Here is a 14827-nt window from a genome sequence, read left to right on the forward strand (position 1 = left end):
AGCCACCTCATGCGCACCGTTACCAAAGACAACATCACCGACGTTTTCATGGGCTACCTGTCCGAAGACACCAATCCGCGGGTGCGCGAAGTCATGGGCGCTCTTGTGCGCCACTTGCACGACTTTGCCCGCGAAACGAACCTGACCCACGAAGAATGGCGGACCGGTATTGCCTTCCTCGAAGGCTGCGCGGCGATCGAGACCGAAGACCACCACGAATTTGTGCTGGCCTCTGATGTGCTCGGCCTGTCGTCCCTGGTCGACATGATGCACTCCAGCCCCACCGCGACGAGTTCATCCGTGCTGGGGCCGTTTCACGTCTCAGGTGCGCCACCTTTGGCCATCGGAGGCGACATGAAACGCCACTACGGCGGGCCGGTTTTGCTGGCCGAAGGCACCATCAAAGACGAGGCGGGCAATCCGATTGCCGGGGCTGAGCTCGACATCTGGCAAACCGCGCCAAATGGGATGTATGCCAGCCAGGATGACGAGCAGGATACGTTCTCGTTTCACGGTCTGATGACCGTGGGTGATGATGGCAGGTATCGTTTCACCACCGTCAAACCGGTTGAATACACCGTGCCATCCGATGGTCCTGTGGGTGACATCCTGCGTGCCTGCGGCCGTCACCCCTGGCGCCCGTCGCATTTGCATTACATCATCAAGGCACCGGGGTATCGCACTTTGGTCACAGAGATTTTCCCGGAGGATGACCCGTATCTGGATCAAGACACGGTGTTTGGCGTGCGCGACGATCTTGTGATGACTTATCACAAAAAGCCGGCGGATGCGTTCCCGGAAGGCCTGGAATTGTCCGGCAAAGTGACGGAGCCATTCCTGCACGTGGAATTCGACGTGACACTGGCCGCAGAGGGCACTTAAGCGGGTCCTCGCGGCAAAACGCGCGAACTTTAGCCTTCGATTAGACGCGCGCCGAGTTCCTCTAAAATTTCAGCGAGCCACGGTCCGGAAACAGGTTTGGTGAAATTTTCCGGAACCGGATTTTGGAGGACTCCAAGACGGATTTGTTCGGGTCGCATGGCCAGAAACTGCGCGGTCACGAATATGGCTGCGTGGTCCAGAGTTCTTCTCTGGAACTCCCCTGAAAAAAAGTGCTACACGCCTGCGCCGGTGCTACATTCCGTAGCATCGATCGCGAATACGGGGCTGAAAGCGGCCAACCCGGGGAAATGCCGATGATGCAGGATGTAAGCACACAAGAAAACATAGGGTTTTCCGAGGTTCGGAAGGCCGCCCGTCTTTCCGTGGCACCGATGATGGATTGGACGGATCGCCACTGCCGATTTTTGCACCGGCTGCTCTCGCGCGAAACGCTTTTGTATACGGAAATGGTGACTGCGCCTGCTTTGGTACGGGGAGGGGCCGTTCATCTGGTGAATTTTTCCGACGAAGAACACCCTGTTGCACTGCAACTTGGCGGGTCCGATCCCGATGAATTGGCAAAGGCCGCCAAGCTGTGCGAAGCGCGCGGCTATGACGAAATCAACCTAAACGTTGGCTGTCCATCTGATCGGGTGCAATCAGGCACATTTGGCGCGGTACTTATGAAATCGCCGAGTCTGGTCGTCGACTGCGTCAAAGCCATGCAAGATGCCGTTTCGGTGGAAGTGACAGTGAAATGCCGCATCGGAGTGGATGATCAGGACACCAAAGAAGTGTTGCCAGATTTTCTGGACCAGATGGGCCGTGCTGGCGTGTCACGCGTGGCGGTGCACGCCCGCAAGGCATGGCTTCAAGGGCTGAGCCCCAAGGAAAATCGCGATATCCCGCCGCTTGATTATCCTCTGGTGCATCAGATGAAGCGGGATTTTGCGGACATGCATCTGTCGATCAACGGTGGCATTGCCACACTCGACGAGGCCGAGGCGCATCTGGCCGCGGGCATGGACGGCGTGATGATTGGGCGGGCGGCCTACCAAAACCCTGCTGACATTCTGTGTGGGGCAGACCGGCGCATCTACGGCGTTGGCACCGACAGTGATCCGATTGAGGTTGTGCGCCAGATGTTGCCGTATATCGAAGCGCACCTCGCCGCAGGTGGCAAGCTGCATCAGGTCACTCGCCACATGTTGGGTCTGTTTGCCGGTCGTCCCGGTGCGCGGGCGTGGCGCCGCTATCTGAGCGAAAACGCCCCGTCGCCAGACGCAGGCCCCGAGACCGTCGAGGCCGCACTTGCCTTCGTTCAACGCGACGCTGCCTGATCTGCGCAAAGTTGGTGACGGAGCGGTGGCGCGTGGGACTGTGCCTTGCGGGATTGATGAAATTCCGCTTTAGCTGCGGGAAGACCCTAAGAACAGACCATCCGGAGACCTATTAATGACCGCTGATCCCATGCTGCTTTTGCAAATGTTGCTACTTTTGCTGGTGATCGGGGCGCTCGCCGGCGTTCTGGCCGGCCTTTTGGGCGTGGGCGGCGGCATCGTTCTGGTGCCCGCGTTTTTCTATGCGTTCACGGCTCTTGGGTATGACGGGCCCCAATTGATGCAGATCTGTTTGGCGACCTCCTTGGCCACAATTATTGTGACGTCGGTGCGGTCCGTCATGAGCCACAACAAAAAAGGCGCTGTGGATTGGCAAATCCTGCGCAGTTGGGCACCAGGTATCGTAATCGGTGCGATTGTCGGCGTTCTGGTGGCGTCAAATCTGCGGTCGGTCACGTTGCAACTTGTGTTTGGCTGTCTCGCGCTGGTGATTGGCGCCTATATGGGGCTGGGGCGGGCGGATTGGCGGCTGGGACAAGCTATGCCCAAGGGGCTCTTGCGGGCCGTCCTGAGCCCGCTGGTCGGATTTCTGTCTGTGTTGATGGGCATCGGCGGCGGCAGCTTTGGCGTACCATTAATGAGCCTTTACAACATCCCGATCCACCGTGCGGTTGCAACGGCGGCAGGCTTTGGCGTGACCATCGCTGTGCCATCGGTGATCGGCTTTTTGTTTCTGCCGATTGATCCTGCGTACCGCCCGCCACTGACCATTGGGGCGGTCAATCTGGTTGCCTTTTTCATCATCATTGCGATGACGTTAATCACAGCTCCGATTGGCGTGCGCATCGCCCATGCGATGGACCCAAAGCCACTCAAGCGGGTGTTCGCGGTATTTCTGACGTTGGTGGCCTTCAATATGCTGCGCAAAGCTTTGGGCTGGTAGACACGTTTGTCCCGCCAAGTGCATCGCAGGATGTCCCGTTGAGTGAGTTCGCTTCACATTTTGTCCCGCATTTTTTTGGCTGCCCTTAATGGTGCCGCCCCGTTGGATGGTGTGCGTCCGGACGTGAATGTGGCGACGAAAAAGCCGGGAAAAGACCCTCATAACCTGTCGCGAAATAGGTGTTTCCGCACAAGCAAGCCGGCGCGCACGCGCGGCAGTTGTGCTTCCAATATGTTGCGTGATTGTAAAACGCCCCGGGCTTGGCGAGCGAAACAAGCGACTCCGGTCACAAATGTGATCTTTTTGGCTGTTTGGGGCCTATTGGAGGGACAATCGAATTACCCAAAAACGAATTGAAAAACTGGCGTTTTTAGTTGCCATTTGGAAACAGAAAAACCAATTACTCTGGATCGGTTCTTCTTGGGAAACAACCACACAAACTTCTGTAATTGAGGCAAAAATGTGTTAACTAATCGTGAACTTTGTGTCGGGTGGGAAAAATCCGGGGGGATTTGAATATGCTATTAACTTTAAGTTTGTTGCTTGGAGCAGGTTTGGTCGTTTGGGCCATTGATGAAAGCGGAAGCGATGGTGGATCGTCCGTTAGCGATGTTGACGATGGCGGCGAAGAGGATCCCGTAGATCCCGCGCCTATTACGACTGATATTTTTGGTTCTTTGACCGCTGATGAAATTACGGGAACCGAAGACGGCGAGGCCATTCGTGGTGATGATGGTGACGACACGATCAATGGCCTTGGCGGCAACGATTTTATTTTGGGTAGCGCTGGCGAAGACAGCCTGACAGGCGGCAGCGGCAATGATCTGGTTGCCGGCGGTGACGGTGACGACTGGATTGCAGGCCGCAACGGCGATGACTCGCTGGTTGGCGGCGACGGCGATGACCGGATTATCGGTGGCTTTGGCGACGACTTAATGCTCGGCGACGACGGCGATGATTCAATCAGCGGTCGTGAAGGCGACGACCTGGTTCGTGGTGGATCTGGTGATGATCTGATCGACGATGAAGAAGGTGAAAACACGCTTCTTGGTGGCTTGGGTGATGACACTATTTTTGCCGGTGACGGCGACGACATCATTGGTGGCGGTTACGGCAACGATAGTGTTGACGGCGGCGCGGGCGCTGATCTGATCGGCGGCGGTGAGGGCCACGATGTCCTTAACGGCGGCCTTGGTGATGACACTCTGCACGGTGGCCTTAATAACGACATGCTGGATGGCGGCGATGGCAACGACATGTTGCACGGCGATGACGGCGACGACGTGCTGGAAGGTGGCATTGGCGAAGACACTCTGATGGCTGGCCTTGGCCACGACACGGCGAACGGTGGCGGCGGTAATGACGAACTGTCCGGCGGTATCGGCGATGACTCGCTTGCGGGCGAGGGCGGTGATGACACTCTGCACGGTGACGAAGGCGACGACACGTTGATGGGCGGCGCGGGTTACGACACGCTGGATGGCGGTCTTGGCGCTGACGTTCTGCATGGCGGAGCGGGTTCAGACGTGCTGTTTGGTCTGAGCGTTGCGCCTCCACCAGCAAATCTGCCAGATGCCGGCCTCACGCTAGAGGACGACGGGTCAGGGGATACGCTTGTCGGTGGCGACGGGGAAGATATGCTTTGGCTCGGTGCAGGAGATTCCGGTACAGGCGGCGAAGGCGGCGACAATTTTGTTTTGTCTATGCTGGAGTTTGAGGATGACGAAGTTTCACCGGTGATCGAAGACTTTGACCGGTTCCAAGATCAGATCATGGTGGTTGTGCCCTTCGGCGTGATTGGCACGATTGAAGTGACCGAAGATCCTGAAGCGCCAGGTGTTGCCATGATCAACTACGGCGGAGAGGTGCTGGCATCGGTTGTGGGCGGCTACCCGTCTCTGGCGGCGTCTGACGTGGTGATTGAAATCGCCACCGACTCGATTGTGCCATGAGTTTGCTGGCTGATCTGGCACAGCTCAACTGGGGGGCGCTGGTGTTTCTGGCGCCCATCCCGGTGGCGCTGCGCGCAGCGACACTGGCACAAGAGGCCGTGCGTCTCTCTGCGCGTGTCGACATCTAAGATACCCCGACGAACACACGAAAAAACCGCGCCTCTTTAGGCGCGGTTTTTTCGTACTTTCATAACTTTGAGTGTCAGCGCTTGAGTCGCGCGTTCCGTCCGCCGCGGCGTTTGCGCAAATGCGGTGCCCGGCTTGGAAGCTCGACCATTATGGCACTGCGCTCAGCGGGCTCCATCTTGGACCACCGGGTGATTTCATCAATCGAGCGCAGACATCCGGTGCAGATGCGCTCCTCAGGGTGCACCACACAAACTTGGATGCACGGGCTCTCCACCTCGTTGCGTTTCCAGACGATGTCCTTGCTCACGATGCGCTCCTGATGTGCTTCAATCGGTCGAGGCTTCCTTGCAGGATATACCCGGCGGCCACATGGTCGATAACCTCTGCGCGACGTTTTCGTGTCGTATCTGCCTCAAGAAGTGCCCTTTCTGCCGCAACAGTTGACAATCTCTCGTCCCAAAACCCAATCGGGCAAGGCACCAGAGGCAACAGATTGCGGGCAAAGGCGCGGGTCGATTGCGCGCGTGGGCCTTCGGATCCGTCCATGTTACGCGGCAGGCCAAGAACGATACCCCCGATTTGGCGGTCTTTGATAATCTCCACCAGCCGTTGCGCATCCAGTGTGAATTTCTTGCGCTTCACCGTCTCGATTGGCGTGGCCACGGTTTGCATCACATCAGACACCGCAACCCCAATGGTTTTTGTGCCCAGATCCAGTCCCATCAATCCCTGCATTTGCGGCAGGGCTGCGGCCATCTCTTCAAAGTTGTCGTAAATCACGTTCACGGCGCCACACCCGCGTTGCGCGCGCCTTCGCGCACTGTTTCCAGCGCGGCGGCATTTGACCCGAAGACCTCCTGCGCCTCTTCCCAGATCAGCGCGGCGCGCTCCCGGTCGCCCAGCACTCCATAAGCCGAAATCAGCCGTGCCCATTCCTCGGGCGAGCCGCCTTCGGTGGCAAGGCGTTCTGCAAGTTGTGCAACCATATTGCGGATCATTTCTTGCCGGTCACCTGCCTCCATGTCCTCAGCCGCTTCCATGTCTTCGGCTGTTGGGCCGGACAGGCCGGAGCCGTGTGGGCCGGCGGCGGGGGGCAGTTGATAATCCTTAACGCCGGCAAACCACGACAAATCAACGATGCGCTGCCGGATTGGCGCCACCCAAGGCGCATCCGGTGGGCTTTGCACCAGAACCTGATCCCAAATACGGAACGTGGCATCGGGCCTGCCGTTCTGCATCATCATCAAACCCCAGTAGTACCGCCCCAAAAGGCTGGTCGGCTCCAGGGCCAGCGACGCCTCCAGCGCGGCCTGTGCCTCGGGTGAGACATAGCCGTTGGTCGCGGAAATCAAAGTGTTGGCATAAACAAGGTAGTCCGACGCGCTGGCGTCGCTGCCTTTAAGGCGGATCACTTGCGCCTGCGCCTGATGGGACGCCACCAGATTGTTCAGGCTTGCCTCATTTCGCGCCAGCAACTGATAGCCGCGCAGATCGTCGGCGCTTTCTTTCACGGCCGCGCGCAGCTTGTCCATCAAGGCAGCAAATTCCGGATCCGGATTGATCGGCTCGGGCGTCGGTAAATTGCTTTCGACCTCCGCCTGCGAGGTGCGGCTTTCCATGCGGGATTGCGCGTCGGCATAACGTAGCTGCAACGGTTGATCCGCCGCGCCAACCTCGCCAATGGCCCAATAGAGCCCGAAACTGCCCGCAAATACGACACCCGCAAGCACGGCCACCAAAGCCCGCTGCGCCGGACCGTCGGAACCGCCTTCGCCGTTTTCAGCTTGAAGCTGGGCGTCGGCGGTCAAAATGCGGCGCGAGACCTCGGTGCGGATGCGCACGGCGTCGCCTTCATTGATCACGCCACGTGCGAGATCTTTGTCCACCTCCTTGAGCTGATCGCGATAAACGCGAAGGTCATAGGCAGCCGGATGTTCCTCATGCGCGGGGCGGCGCAGAACGGCCAGTGCGATCAACGCACAACAAACAACGGCAAAAGCGGCTGCGACTATCCAAAAAAGCATCGGACCTCCAGAAGTTAGCCTCACATCTAATGCCGACAGGCGGCAGGCAAAAGAGAAAATCACGCAACCGTCACCTCATGTCGCAACCGGATCGCAAATAGGCGCTTTAATCAGGGTGCGCCCCGATGCTGAGAGGGCATAAAATGACGAAAGTCCCGCCGTATCGGAATCACTGCTCATGAGACGTTATTCAGCTTTTGCCATCGCCCGAGAAGCCGCCCGGTTTCACACCGGTTGGGAACGCGCGTGGCGCTCCCCCGAACCCAAGAAGAAATACGACGTGATCATCGTCGGCGCAGGCGGGCATGGATTGGCCACGGCGTTCTATCTGGGCAAAAATTTCGGCATCACCAACGTGGCGATCATCGAAAAAGGCTGGCTGGGTGGTGGCAACACGGGGCGCAATACCACGATCATCCGCTCCAACTATCTGCAGGACAGCTCGGCAGCGCTCTATGAAAAAGCGCGCTCGCTTTATGAGACCATGTCGCAGGATCTGAACTACAATGTGATGTTCAGCCCGCGTGGCGTGATCATGCTGGCGCAGACCGAAAGCGAAATTCGCGGCTATCAACGCACAGCGCACGCCAACGCCTTGCAAGGCGTGACCACCGAATTCATCGGGCCTGAGCGGGTCAAGGAACTGGTGCCGATCATCAACATCGACGGGCCGCGCTATCCTGTTCTGGGTGGTCTTTGGCAGGCGCGCGGCGGTACAGGTCGTCATGATGCTGTGGCTTGGGGCTATGCGCGGGCCTGCTCTGATATGGGCATGGACATCATCCAGAAATGCGAAGTCACCGGTGTGCGCCAAGAGGGCGGCAAGGTGACGGGCGTCGACACCACCAAAGGCCCGATTGATTGCGACAAGCTTGGGCTTGTTGTGGCGGGCAATTCAGGTGATCTCGCCAATATGGCGGGTTTCCGTCTGCCGATGGAAAGTGTGGCGTTGCAAGCGCTTGTCAGTGAGCCGATCAAACCCTGCATGGATGTGGTGGTGATGGCCAACACCGTGCACGGCTATATGTCTCAGTCCGATAAAGGCGAGATGGTGATTGGCGGGGGCACCGACGGGTTCAACAACTACACCCAACGCGGATCGTTCCACCACATCGAGGAAACCGTTCGCGCGCTGTGTGAAACCTTCCCGATGGTGTCACGCCTGAAAATGCTGCGCCAGTGGGGCGGCATCGTGGACGTGACCGGCGACCGCTCGCCAGTGATTGGCAAAACCCCGCTGGGCAACTGCTTCATCAACGCGGGCTGGGGCACCGGCGGCTTCAAAGCCATCCCGGGCGGCGGCTGGGCCACGGCCGAGCTGATCGCCAAAGGCGAGCCGGGTCCGTTGAGCGCGGAGTTTGGTATGGAGCGGTTTATTGAAGGCCGGTTTATTGATGAAAGTGTTGCGGCTGGGGTGGCGCACTGATGGCTGATGTATCGCTACATCGTGAGAGCCGGGCCGCTAGGAGAATTCGGTTCATAGGTATCGCGGGGTGGATTGCCACCTGCATCGCGTCTGCAACGCTTGGACGATCAGACCTTTTAGGGGCGGCCGGAGCTGTGGGGTTGGCTGCATTGCTTCCATATGTATACGTGGAACAACAAAAGATTTCCGAAGAACTCGCTAGCATGAAGGCCCTCTTCGGCTCTGCCTACCACGACATAAACCGAATGAGTTCGTCTGAGTATGAAGAACTTAGCGAAAACGAGAAGCAGCAGTACAATGAGACTGGTGCCGATATTGGTAGTGCTGAACTGGCCTACCAAGATGACGAGAAAAAAATTCATGTAAGAGAGCTGATCTTAGCTGTGCTGTTGACGCTTCAATGGGCGTTCGGTGCTGCGATCTATGATCTCTGTGTTTGGCTATCCAACGTTGGAGAGACTTAAATGTTAACCCTGCAATGCCCATATTGCGGCGTCTGGGCCGAGGAAACCGAGCTTCACGCCGAAGGTGAGGCTCATCTGAAGCGCTTTGGGCCCGACAGTGACGACGCGGATTTCGAGAGCTACCTCTTCATGCGCGAAAACCCCAAAGGCGTGCATTTTGAACGCTGGCGGCACGCCTCAGGCTGCGGCAAGTTTTTCCACGCGGCGCGCTCCACCACCACGCTCGAGGTGTTTGGCACCTATTCCGCGCAAACGCTGGAGCCGCCCAAAGACATCAAAGACAAAATCTCGGCCAAATATCCCGGTTGGTCGTGGAGGGAGTTCTCATGAGCACACGCCTCGCCACTGGCGGCCGTCTGTTGAACAAAGCCAAGCAGGTCACGTTCAGCTTTAACGGCAAGCAACTCACCGGATACGAGGGCGACACGCTCGCCTCAGCTCTTTTGGCAAACGACCAGATGCTGATGGGCCGCTCGTTCAAATACCACCGCCCGCGTGGCGTTGTCGCCTCGGGCGCCGAAGAGCCAAACGCGTTGGTGAACCTTGGCGCTGGTGGCAAGTTTGAGCCCAACCAACGCGCCACCACAACCGAGCTTTACGACGGGCTGAGCGCCACCAGCCAGAACCACTGGCCTTCGCTGGAATTTGACGTTGGCGTGGTGAACAACTACGCCGCGCGCGCTTTGCCCGCGGGGTTTTACTACAAAACCTTCATGGCGCCCGCAGCGGCGTGGAAACACGTCTTTGAACCGATCGTGCGCCACTCCGCCGGTCTAGGCAAGGCGCCCAAAGATCGTGATGCGGACCGCTATGAGCATTACTATGCCTTCTTTGACGTTGTGATCGTCGGCGGCGGTGTCGCTGGTCTGCAAGCTGCCAAAGCCGCAGGGCTGGCGGGTGCCACTGTTCTGCTGATGGAGCAAACCGCGCATTGGGGTGGCCGCGCGCCCGTTGATGGTGGCGAGGTCGACGGTGTGAAGGTGGAGGATTTCATTGACGCCACCGTGACCGAGCTCGAAGCAATGGACAACGTTACGCTCAGAAACCGCATGATGGGGGCAGGGGTCTATGACCACGGCTATCTCCTTGGTTATGAACGACTGACCGATCACGCGCCCGCTGTGGCTGGTCTGCGTCACCGCCTGTGGCGCATCCGTGCCAAGCAGATCGTGACCGCAACCGGCGCGATCGAGCGTCCGCTGTCGTTCGCGGGCAACGATATTCCCGGCGTCATGCTGGCCTCGGCCATGCGCGACTACATCGTGAATTTCGGCACGTCCTCTGGGGATCGTGTGGTTGTGGTTGCAAACAATGATGACGCCTATCGCACGGCCTTTACCCTGAAAATTCACGGCCTCGACGTGCCCGTCATTCTGGATTCGCGTCCAAACGGTGGCGGCCCGCTGGCGGATGCCGCACGCGAGCAAGGCTTCCGCGTGGAAAATGGCAAAGCCATCGCCAAGGTCAAAGGCGGTAAACGCGTGACGGGTGTTGAGATCTGCAACCAAGCGGGCGAGGGCGCAGCGCTCGAAGAAATCGCCTGTGATGCTGTCGCCATGTCCGGCGGATGGTCCCCTGTGGTGCACCTCTGGTCCCATTGCGGCGGCAAGCTGATCTGGGACGAGAGCCAAGCGCATTTCCGTCCCGATCCAGACCGTTCCCCCACAAGCCACGATGGAAAGCCCTTTGTTGTGACTGCAGGCTCGGCAAGCGGCCCGTTAAAGCTCGATGACGTTCTTGTGGATGGTCAAAAAGCCGGCGAAGCCGCAGCCCAAGCTGCTGGGTTTTCTGTGTCCGCTGCTGAGGCCCCCAAAGGTGAGGTGCACGAAGAAGCACCCCTTGTGCCGTGCTGGTTGATGCCACAAGGCGCCGGACCAAAGCTGCGCATGAAGGCGTGGTTGGACTATCAGAACGACGTGAAGGTGTCTGACGTGCGCTTGGCCGCTCAGGAAGGCTATGAGTCCGTCGAACATACCAAACGTTACACCACTTTGGGTATGGCCACCGATCAGGGGAAATTGAGCAATATCAACGGTCTCGCCGTGCTTTCTGATGCGCTCGGTCAACCCATTCCGGCCACTGGCACCACCACGTTCCGCCCGCCATATACGCCAATCTCGATGGGCTCCATCGCCGGCGAGGCACGCGACGAGGTGTTCCAACCTCTGCGCCGCACGCCGATCCACGACTGGCACGAAGCCAACGGCGCGTTCTTTGAACCGGTCGGCCAATGGCGACGCCCGTATTGCTTCCCGCGTGGCAGCGAAAGCCACGCCGACGCGGTAACGCGCGAGATCAACCAGACCCGCAATTCCGTGGGCCTTCTGGATGCATCCACGCTTGGCAAGATCATCGTCAAAGGGCCGGACGCGGGAAAATTCCTCGACATGATGTACACCAACATGATGTCCACCCTGAAGCCGGGCAAATGTCGCTATGGATTGATGTGCAATGAGAACGGCTTCCTGATGGATGACGGCGTTGTGGCGCGTATCGATGAGGATACGTTCCTCTGCCATACCACCACCGGCGGGGCCGAGCGCATCCACGGCTGGATGGAAGACTGGCTGCAATGTGAATGGTGGGATTGGCGGGTCTATACCGCAAATGTCACCGAGCAATACGCGCAAATTGCCATCGTCGGCCCTAATGCTCGCAATCTGATCGAGAAACTCGGCGGCGACATGGATGTGTCCGAAGAGGCGCTGCCCTTTATGGCATGGAAAGACGGCAAGATCGGCGCGTTTGATGCGCGGGCCTATCGTATCTCTTTCTCGGGGGAGCTCAGCTATGAAATCGCTGTTCCGGCAAGTCAGGGCCGCGCCTTTTGGGATGTTGTCATGGAATTAGGCAAAGAGTTCGACATCATGCCATACGGCACCGAAGCATTGCACGTTATGCGGGCCGAAAAAGGCTTCATCATGATTGGCGACGAAACCGACGGCACGGTGATCCCGCAGGATCTCAACATGCAGTGGGCGATTTCCAAAAAGAAAGAAGACTTCCTTGGCAAACGCGCGCAACTGCGCGACCACATGGCCAGCACGGATCGCTGGAAACTGGCCGGTTTTGAAACGCTGGATGGGTCTGTTATTCCGGACGGGTCTTATATCGTCGCCAAGGGTAGCAACGCCAACAACCAACGCAACGTGCAGGGTCGTGTGACGTCGACCTATTATTCGCCAACATTGGACCGTGGCATCGCCATGGGGCTGGTGCATGGCGGTATGAACCGATTGGGCGACGTGGTGGAGTTCAACAAGGTGGACGGCAGTACCGTCGCGGCCCGCGTGGTTGATCCGGTGTTTTATGACAAAGACGGGGAGAAGCAAAATGTCTGAGGCAGTGAGCGCTCTTTCTGGGGCCATATTCGAAGGTTTTGCGACAGTAACGGACACCGGCTTGCGCGGCATGATCACTGTGCGTGGCGATTTGGCGTCCAAGGACATGGGCGCCGCGATCAAAGCTGCGATCGATGCAGATGTTCCGGCGCAACGCAGAGTCACAGCTGGGAACGGGGGCAAAGTGGCTTGGATGTCACCGGACGAATTGCTGGTTGTGGTCGATTACGCCACCGTGCTTGATACCGTCGCCAAATTGAACGCCGCGCTTTCAGGCAGCCACACACTTGTTTCAAACGTCTCAGACGCCCGTGCTGTGTTTGAAATCCGTGGCGCCGGATGCCGCGATGTACTGGCGAAATTGGCACCCGTTGACCTTTCGCAGGGCGTTTTCGCGGAGACCGAAATTCGCCGCACCCGTATTGCGCAGGTTCCCGCAGCCTTCTGGCAAACCGGCACCGAGTCTTTTGAGGTGATCTGTTTCCGGTCTGTGGCGCAATATGTGTTTGACGTCTTGCGGCTGTCGGCAACAAAAGGCGGCGAAATCCACCATTTGGGGTAATTCTCCAACACAGTGGATGTCTGCTTCGGCGCAAGTGGCCGACGTGGGTCAGTTATTCCATAGTTTTTTGACATTTAGCCTTGACGCTTATTGGCGTCGAGCCACAAATAGCGGTCATAAGAGGAATATTTCTGGTATTCGAGATTCTATTTTTGCGATAGTTAATTCGATATTTCCTGTGACCAAATGGGATGCGCTTGGGGTCGGCGCTTTGAGGGGAAACTTTTTGCGACCTCGCCCGCGCCTGAATCCATGCATACCCCGCGAAAGACAAAACGGAAGACACCAATGAAAAAACTTGCTTATGCTGCCACTCTCGCAACGGGCCTCGTGACCCTGGCCGGGCCTCTTTTGGCCGCGGAACAGGCGTTTGTCTGTGAATACAGCAGCCGTGGATATGGTGGCTGGGTCGGCGATGCGGCGCTGTTTATCTTTGATGAGGACAAAGGCACCGCCCAAGCTTATGACGGTTATATCAAAGAGATGCACGGCAAACCGATTGACGTGAAGATGAAGCGCGCCTCGACGAAACGGATGGAGTTCTATTGGGAACTTAAAGCAATCCCATCAAAGTTTCGAAGCGGCGACACCCGGCTTGTGGACGTGAGTTATCGCGGTTCGATCAACTTACAGACGATGCAGGGCACTTTGCGAGCGATGCCATCAATTGACGTCCTGAACAACACCAAAGCTTCCGGCAAATGCCGCCCTGCCAAGTAACCTGAACGGAACCTTATGGGTTTATCTCACGGCGCAGGTTGAATTGCCTGCGCCCACAATGCCCAATCGAAAGACGATCAAGTGACCAATACAAGATACGGCGCCGCAGCACTTGCGGCCATTTTCTTTTCTGCTGGATCTGCCTTTGCGGCACCCGTGGAATACCATTGCGACTACAAAGTTCACGGGCAGGGCGGTTTCCTTTCAAAAAAGGCGATTTTTTTCGTGGACGAAGCCAAAGGCACAGCAACGGCTTTTGACAACATGGTTTCAGCCATGCACAAAAAGCCGATCCCGGCAGTGCTGTCGCGTCCAACCAAGAAGCGGATGCAACTAGATTGGAAAATAGAGAACGTTCCAATTAGCACCAATTTTAAGGAAAACTTTGATGTGAGCATAAAGTACAAAGCGTCCATCAATGTCACCAACAACACGTCCCGGGTCAAAGCCCGAATAGATCGTGAACTCAGTAACAATCTCAGCGCATCAGGCAGTTGCAAGGTCAAAAAATGATCCGCGGGCAAGCCCGGATTTGGGATCAACTGGACGCTCCTGACTTGATTTAGTCATCCGGACAGGGCCTCATACCGTAGCATGTAAAACCTACGAAAGGGCGTTTCCATGAAGTCTTTCATCCTGGCTTGTCTGGCCACAGTGCTTTGCGCCCCTTTGGCCGTCGCGCAGACCTTTGACTGCAGTTTCCCCCGTCAGGGGGCCAACGAATGGATCCGCAGCCGCATTGTTGTCAAAATTGATGGCGGCAACGTCACTGTCTTTGACAGCCTGATCAATCAGGAAAAAGGCGGTCCCATTCCTGCGACAGTGCAGACCAACACCGACAAACGCTTGACCCTGCGCTGGAAGCTCAAAGGCGTGAAAACCGATTTGGGCTACGGTCCATCGCTGAATTATTCGCTGAGTTATTTCAAACAGCGAGACAAGGCGACCGCCAACCTGAACGCTCCGGGGATCGACATTTTGAATTATAATGGCACATCGCCTGAATATTTCAGTGCCCAAGGCAGCTGTGCCCGACGCTGAATC

At 57.4% G+C, this 14827-nt stretch carries 16 protein-coding genes; 13 read left to right on the top strand and 3 right to left on the bottom strand.

Annotated features, from left to right (window positions below):
• The first annotated feature begins 9 nt into the window (after positions 1-9).
• The 5 genes from SHIM_RS02650 (at position 10) to SHIM_RS20610 (ending at position 5245) form a co-directional block, all read left to right on the top strand.
• Positions 10-882 (top strand): dioxygenase family protein, encoded by an 873-nt coding sequence (locus tag SHIM_RS02650; protein ID WP_054001085.1) that lies wholly within the window; start codon positions 10-12, stop codon positions 880-882.
• A gap of 314 nt (positions 883-1196) precedes the next feature.
• Positions 1197-2222, top strand: a complete 1026-nt coding sequence (gene dusA, locus SHIM_RS02655; RefSeq protein ID WP_082358304.1) for a tRNA dihydrouridine(20/20a) synthase DusA — start codon at positions 1197-1199, stop codon at positions 2220-2222.
• Positions 2223-2337: 115 nt separating this feature from the next.
• Positions 2338-3165: a sulfite exporter TauE/SafE family protein gene (locus SHIM_RS02660; protein ID WP_054001086.1), complete on the top strand. Its 828-nt coding sequence runs from the start codon at positions 2338-2340 to the stop codon at positions 3163-3165.
• A 518-nt stretch (positions 3166-3683) separates the two neighbouring features.
• Complete coding sequence (locus SHIM_RS02665) at positions 3684-5117, top strand: calcium-binding protein (RefSeq protein WP_152926419.1); 1434 nt, start codon at positions 3684-3686, stop codon at positions 5115-5117.
• A complete protein-coding gene (locus tag SHIM_RS20610; RefSeq protein ID WP_275043945.1) occupies positions 5114-5245 on the top strand; it encodes a hypothetical protein in 132 nt (43 codons plus the stop codon). The genes SHIM_RS02665 and SHIM_RS20610 overlap by 4 nt, the downstream gene beginning before the upstream one ends.
• A gap of 74 nt (positions 5246-5319) precedes the next feature.
• Here the strand turns inward: SHIM_RS20610 and SHIM_RS02670 are convergent, their stop codons facing one another.
• Genes SHIM_RS02670 through ccmI form a run of 3 tightly spaced genes read right to left on the bottom strand, consistent with a single transcriptional unit; the run spans position 5320 to position 7270 of the window.
• Positions 5320-5553, bottom strand: a complete 234-nt coding sequence (locus tag SHIM_RS02670; RefSeq protein WP_054001088.1) for a DUF1289 domain-containing protein — start codon at positions 5551-5553, stop codon at positions 5320-5322.
• Positions 5550-6026 (bottom strand): Holliday junction resolvase RuvX, encoded by a 477-nt coding sequence (gene ruvX, locus SHIM_RS02675; protein WP_054001941.1) that lies wholly within the window; start codon positions 6024-6026, stop codon positions 5550-5552. Before ruvX ends, SHIM_RS02670 begins: the two co-directional genes overlap by 4 nt.
• A gap of 2 nt (positions 6027-6028) precedes the next feature.
• A complete protein-coding gene (ccmI, locus tag SHIM_RS02680) occupies positions 6029-7270 on the bottom strand; it encodes a c-type cytochrome biogenesis protein CcmI (protein ID WP_054001089.1) in 1242 nt (413 codons plus the stop codon).
• A 178-nt stretch (positions 7271-7448) separates the two neighbouring features.
• Here ccmI and SHIM_RS02685 point away from each other — a divergent pair, with 178 nt between their 5' ends.
• The 8 genes from SHIM_RS02685 to SHIM_RS02720 all read left to right on the top strand — a co-directional run bounded on the left by SHIM_RS02685 (position 7449) and on the right by SHIM_RS02720 (position 14824).
• Complete coding sequence (locus tag SHIM_RS02685; RefSeq protein ID WP_054001090.1) at positions 7449-8696, top strand: sarcosine oxidase subunit beta family protein; 1248 nt, start codon at positions 7449-7451, stop codon at positions 8694-8696.
• Positions 8696-9160, top strand: a complete 465-nt coding sequence (locus SHIM_RS02690; RefSeq protein WP_054001091.1) for a hypothetical protein — start codon at positions 8696-8698, stop codon at positions 9158-9160. Before SHIM_RS02685 ends, SHIM_RS02690 begins: the two co-directional genes overlap by 1 nt.
• Positions 9161-9490 (top strand): sarcosine oxidase subunit delta, encoded by a 330-nt coding sequence (locus SHIM_RS02695; protein ID WP_054001092.1) that lies wholly within the window; start codon positions 9161-9163, stop codon positions 9488-9490. It abuts the gene before it with no gap.
• Positions 9487-12501: a sarcosine oxidase subunit alpha family protein gene (locus tag SHIM_RS02700; protein ID WP_054001093.1), complete on the top strand. Its 3015-nt coding sequence runs from the start codon at positions 9487-9489 to the stop codon at positions 12499-12501. The genes SHIM_RS02695 and SHIM_RS02700 overlap by 4 nt, the downstream gene beginning before the upstream one ends.
• Complete coding sequence (locus SHIM_RS02705) at positions 12494-13063, top strand: sarcosine oxidase subunit gamma (protein WP_054001094.1); 570 nt, start codon at positions 12494-12496, stop codon at positions 13061-13063. The genes SHIM_RS02700 and SHIM_RS02705 overlap by 8 nt, the downstream gene beginning before the upstream one ends.
• Positions 13064-13351: 288 nt before the next feature.
• A complete protein-coding gene (locus tag SHIM_RS02710) occupies positions 13352-13783 on the top strand; it encodes a hypothetical protein (protein ID WP_152926421.1) in 432 nt (143 codons plus the stop codon).
• An 81-nt stretch (positions 13784-13864) separates the two neighbouring features.
• Positions 13865-14296, top strand: a complete 432-nt coding sequence (locus SHIM_RS02715) for a hypothetical protein (protein WP_054001096.1) — start codon at positions 13865-13867, stop codon at positions 14294-14296.
• A gap of 108 nt (positions 14297-14404) precedes the next feature.
• Positions 14405-14824: a hypothetical protein gene (locus SHIM_RS02720; protein WP_054001097.1), complete on the top strand. Its 420-nt coding sequence runs from the start codon at positions 14405-14407 to the stop codon at positions 14822-14824.
• The last annotated feature ends 3 nt before the right edge of the window (positions 14825-14827 follow it).

The organism is Shimia sp. SK013 (assembly GCF_001292625.1).
Taxonomy (GTDB): Bacteria; Pseudomonadota; Alphaproteobacteria; order Rhodobacterales; family Rhodobacteraceae; genus Shimia.

What these genes read in the sequence shown, in the direction of transcription:
- SHIM_RS02650 (WP_054001085.1), top strand. Translation starts at nt 10, where the DNA reads ATGCGCACCGTTACCAAAGACAACATCACCGACGTTTTCATGGGCTAC.
- dusA (WP_082358304.1), top strand. Translation starts at nt 1,197, where the DNA reads ATGATGCAGGATGTAAGCACACAAGAAAACATAGGGTTTTCCGAGGTT.
- SHIM_RS02660 (WP_054001086.1), top strand. Translation starts at nt 2,338, where the DNA reads ATGACCGCTGATCCCATGCTGCTTTTGCAAATGTTGCTACTTTTGCTG.
- SHIM_RS02665 (WP_152926419.1), top strand. Translation starts at nt 3,684, where the DNA reads ATGCTATTAACTTTAAGTTTGTTGCTTGGAGCAGGTTTGGTCGTTTGG.
- SHIM_RS20610 (WP_275043945.1), top strand. Translation starts at nt 5,114, where the DNA reads ATGAGTTTGCTGGCTGATCTGGCACAGCTCAACTGGGGGGCGCTGGTG.
- ccmI (WP_054001089.1), bottom strand. Translation starts at nt 7,270, where the DNA reads ATGCTTTTTTGGATAGTCGCAGCCGCTTTTGCCGTTGTTTGTTGTGCG.
- SHIM_RS02685 (WP_054001090.1), top strand. Translation starts at nt 7,449, where the DNA reads ATGAGACGTTATTCAGCTTTTGCCATCGCCCGAGAAGCCGCCCGGTTT.
- SHIM_RS02690 (WP_054001091.1), top strand. Translation starts at nt 8,696, where the DNA reads ATGGCTGATGTATCGCTACATCGTGAGAGCCGGGCCGCTAGGAGAATT.
- SHIM_RS02695 (WP_054001092.1), top strand. Translation starts at nt 9,161, where the DNA reads ATGTTAACCCTGCAATGCCCATATTGCGGCGTCTGGGCCGAGGAAACC.
- SHIM_RS02700 (WP_054001093.1), top strand. Translation starts at nt 9,487, where the DNA reads ATGAGCACACGCCTCGCCACTGGCGGCCGTCTGTTGAACAAAGCCAAG.
- SHIM_RS02705 (WP_054001094.1), top strand. Translation starts at nt 12,494, where the DNA reads ATGTCTGAGGCAGTGAGCGCTCTTTCTGGGGCCATATTCGAAGGTTTT.
- SHIM_RS02710 (WP_152926421.1), top strand. Translation starts at nt 13,352, where the DNA reads ATGAAAAAACTTGCTTATGCTGCCACTCTCGCAACGGGCCTCGTGACC.
- SHIM_RS02720 (WP_054001097.1), top strand. Translation starts at nt 14,405, where the DNA reads ATGAAGTCTTTCATCCTGGCTTGTCTGGCCACAGTGCTTTGCGCCCCT.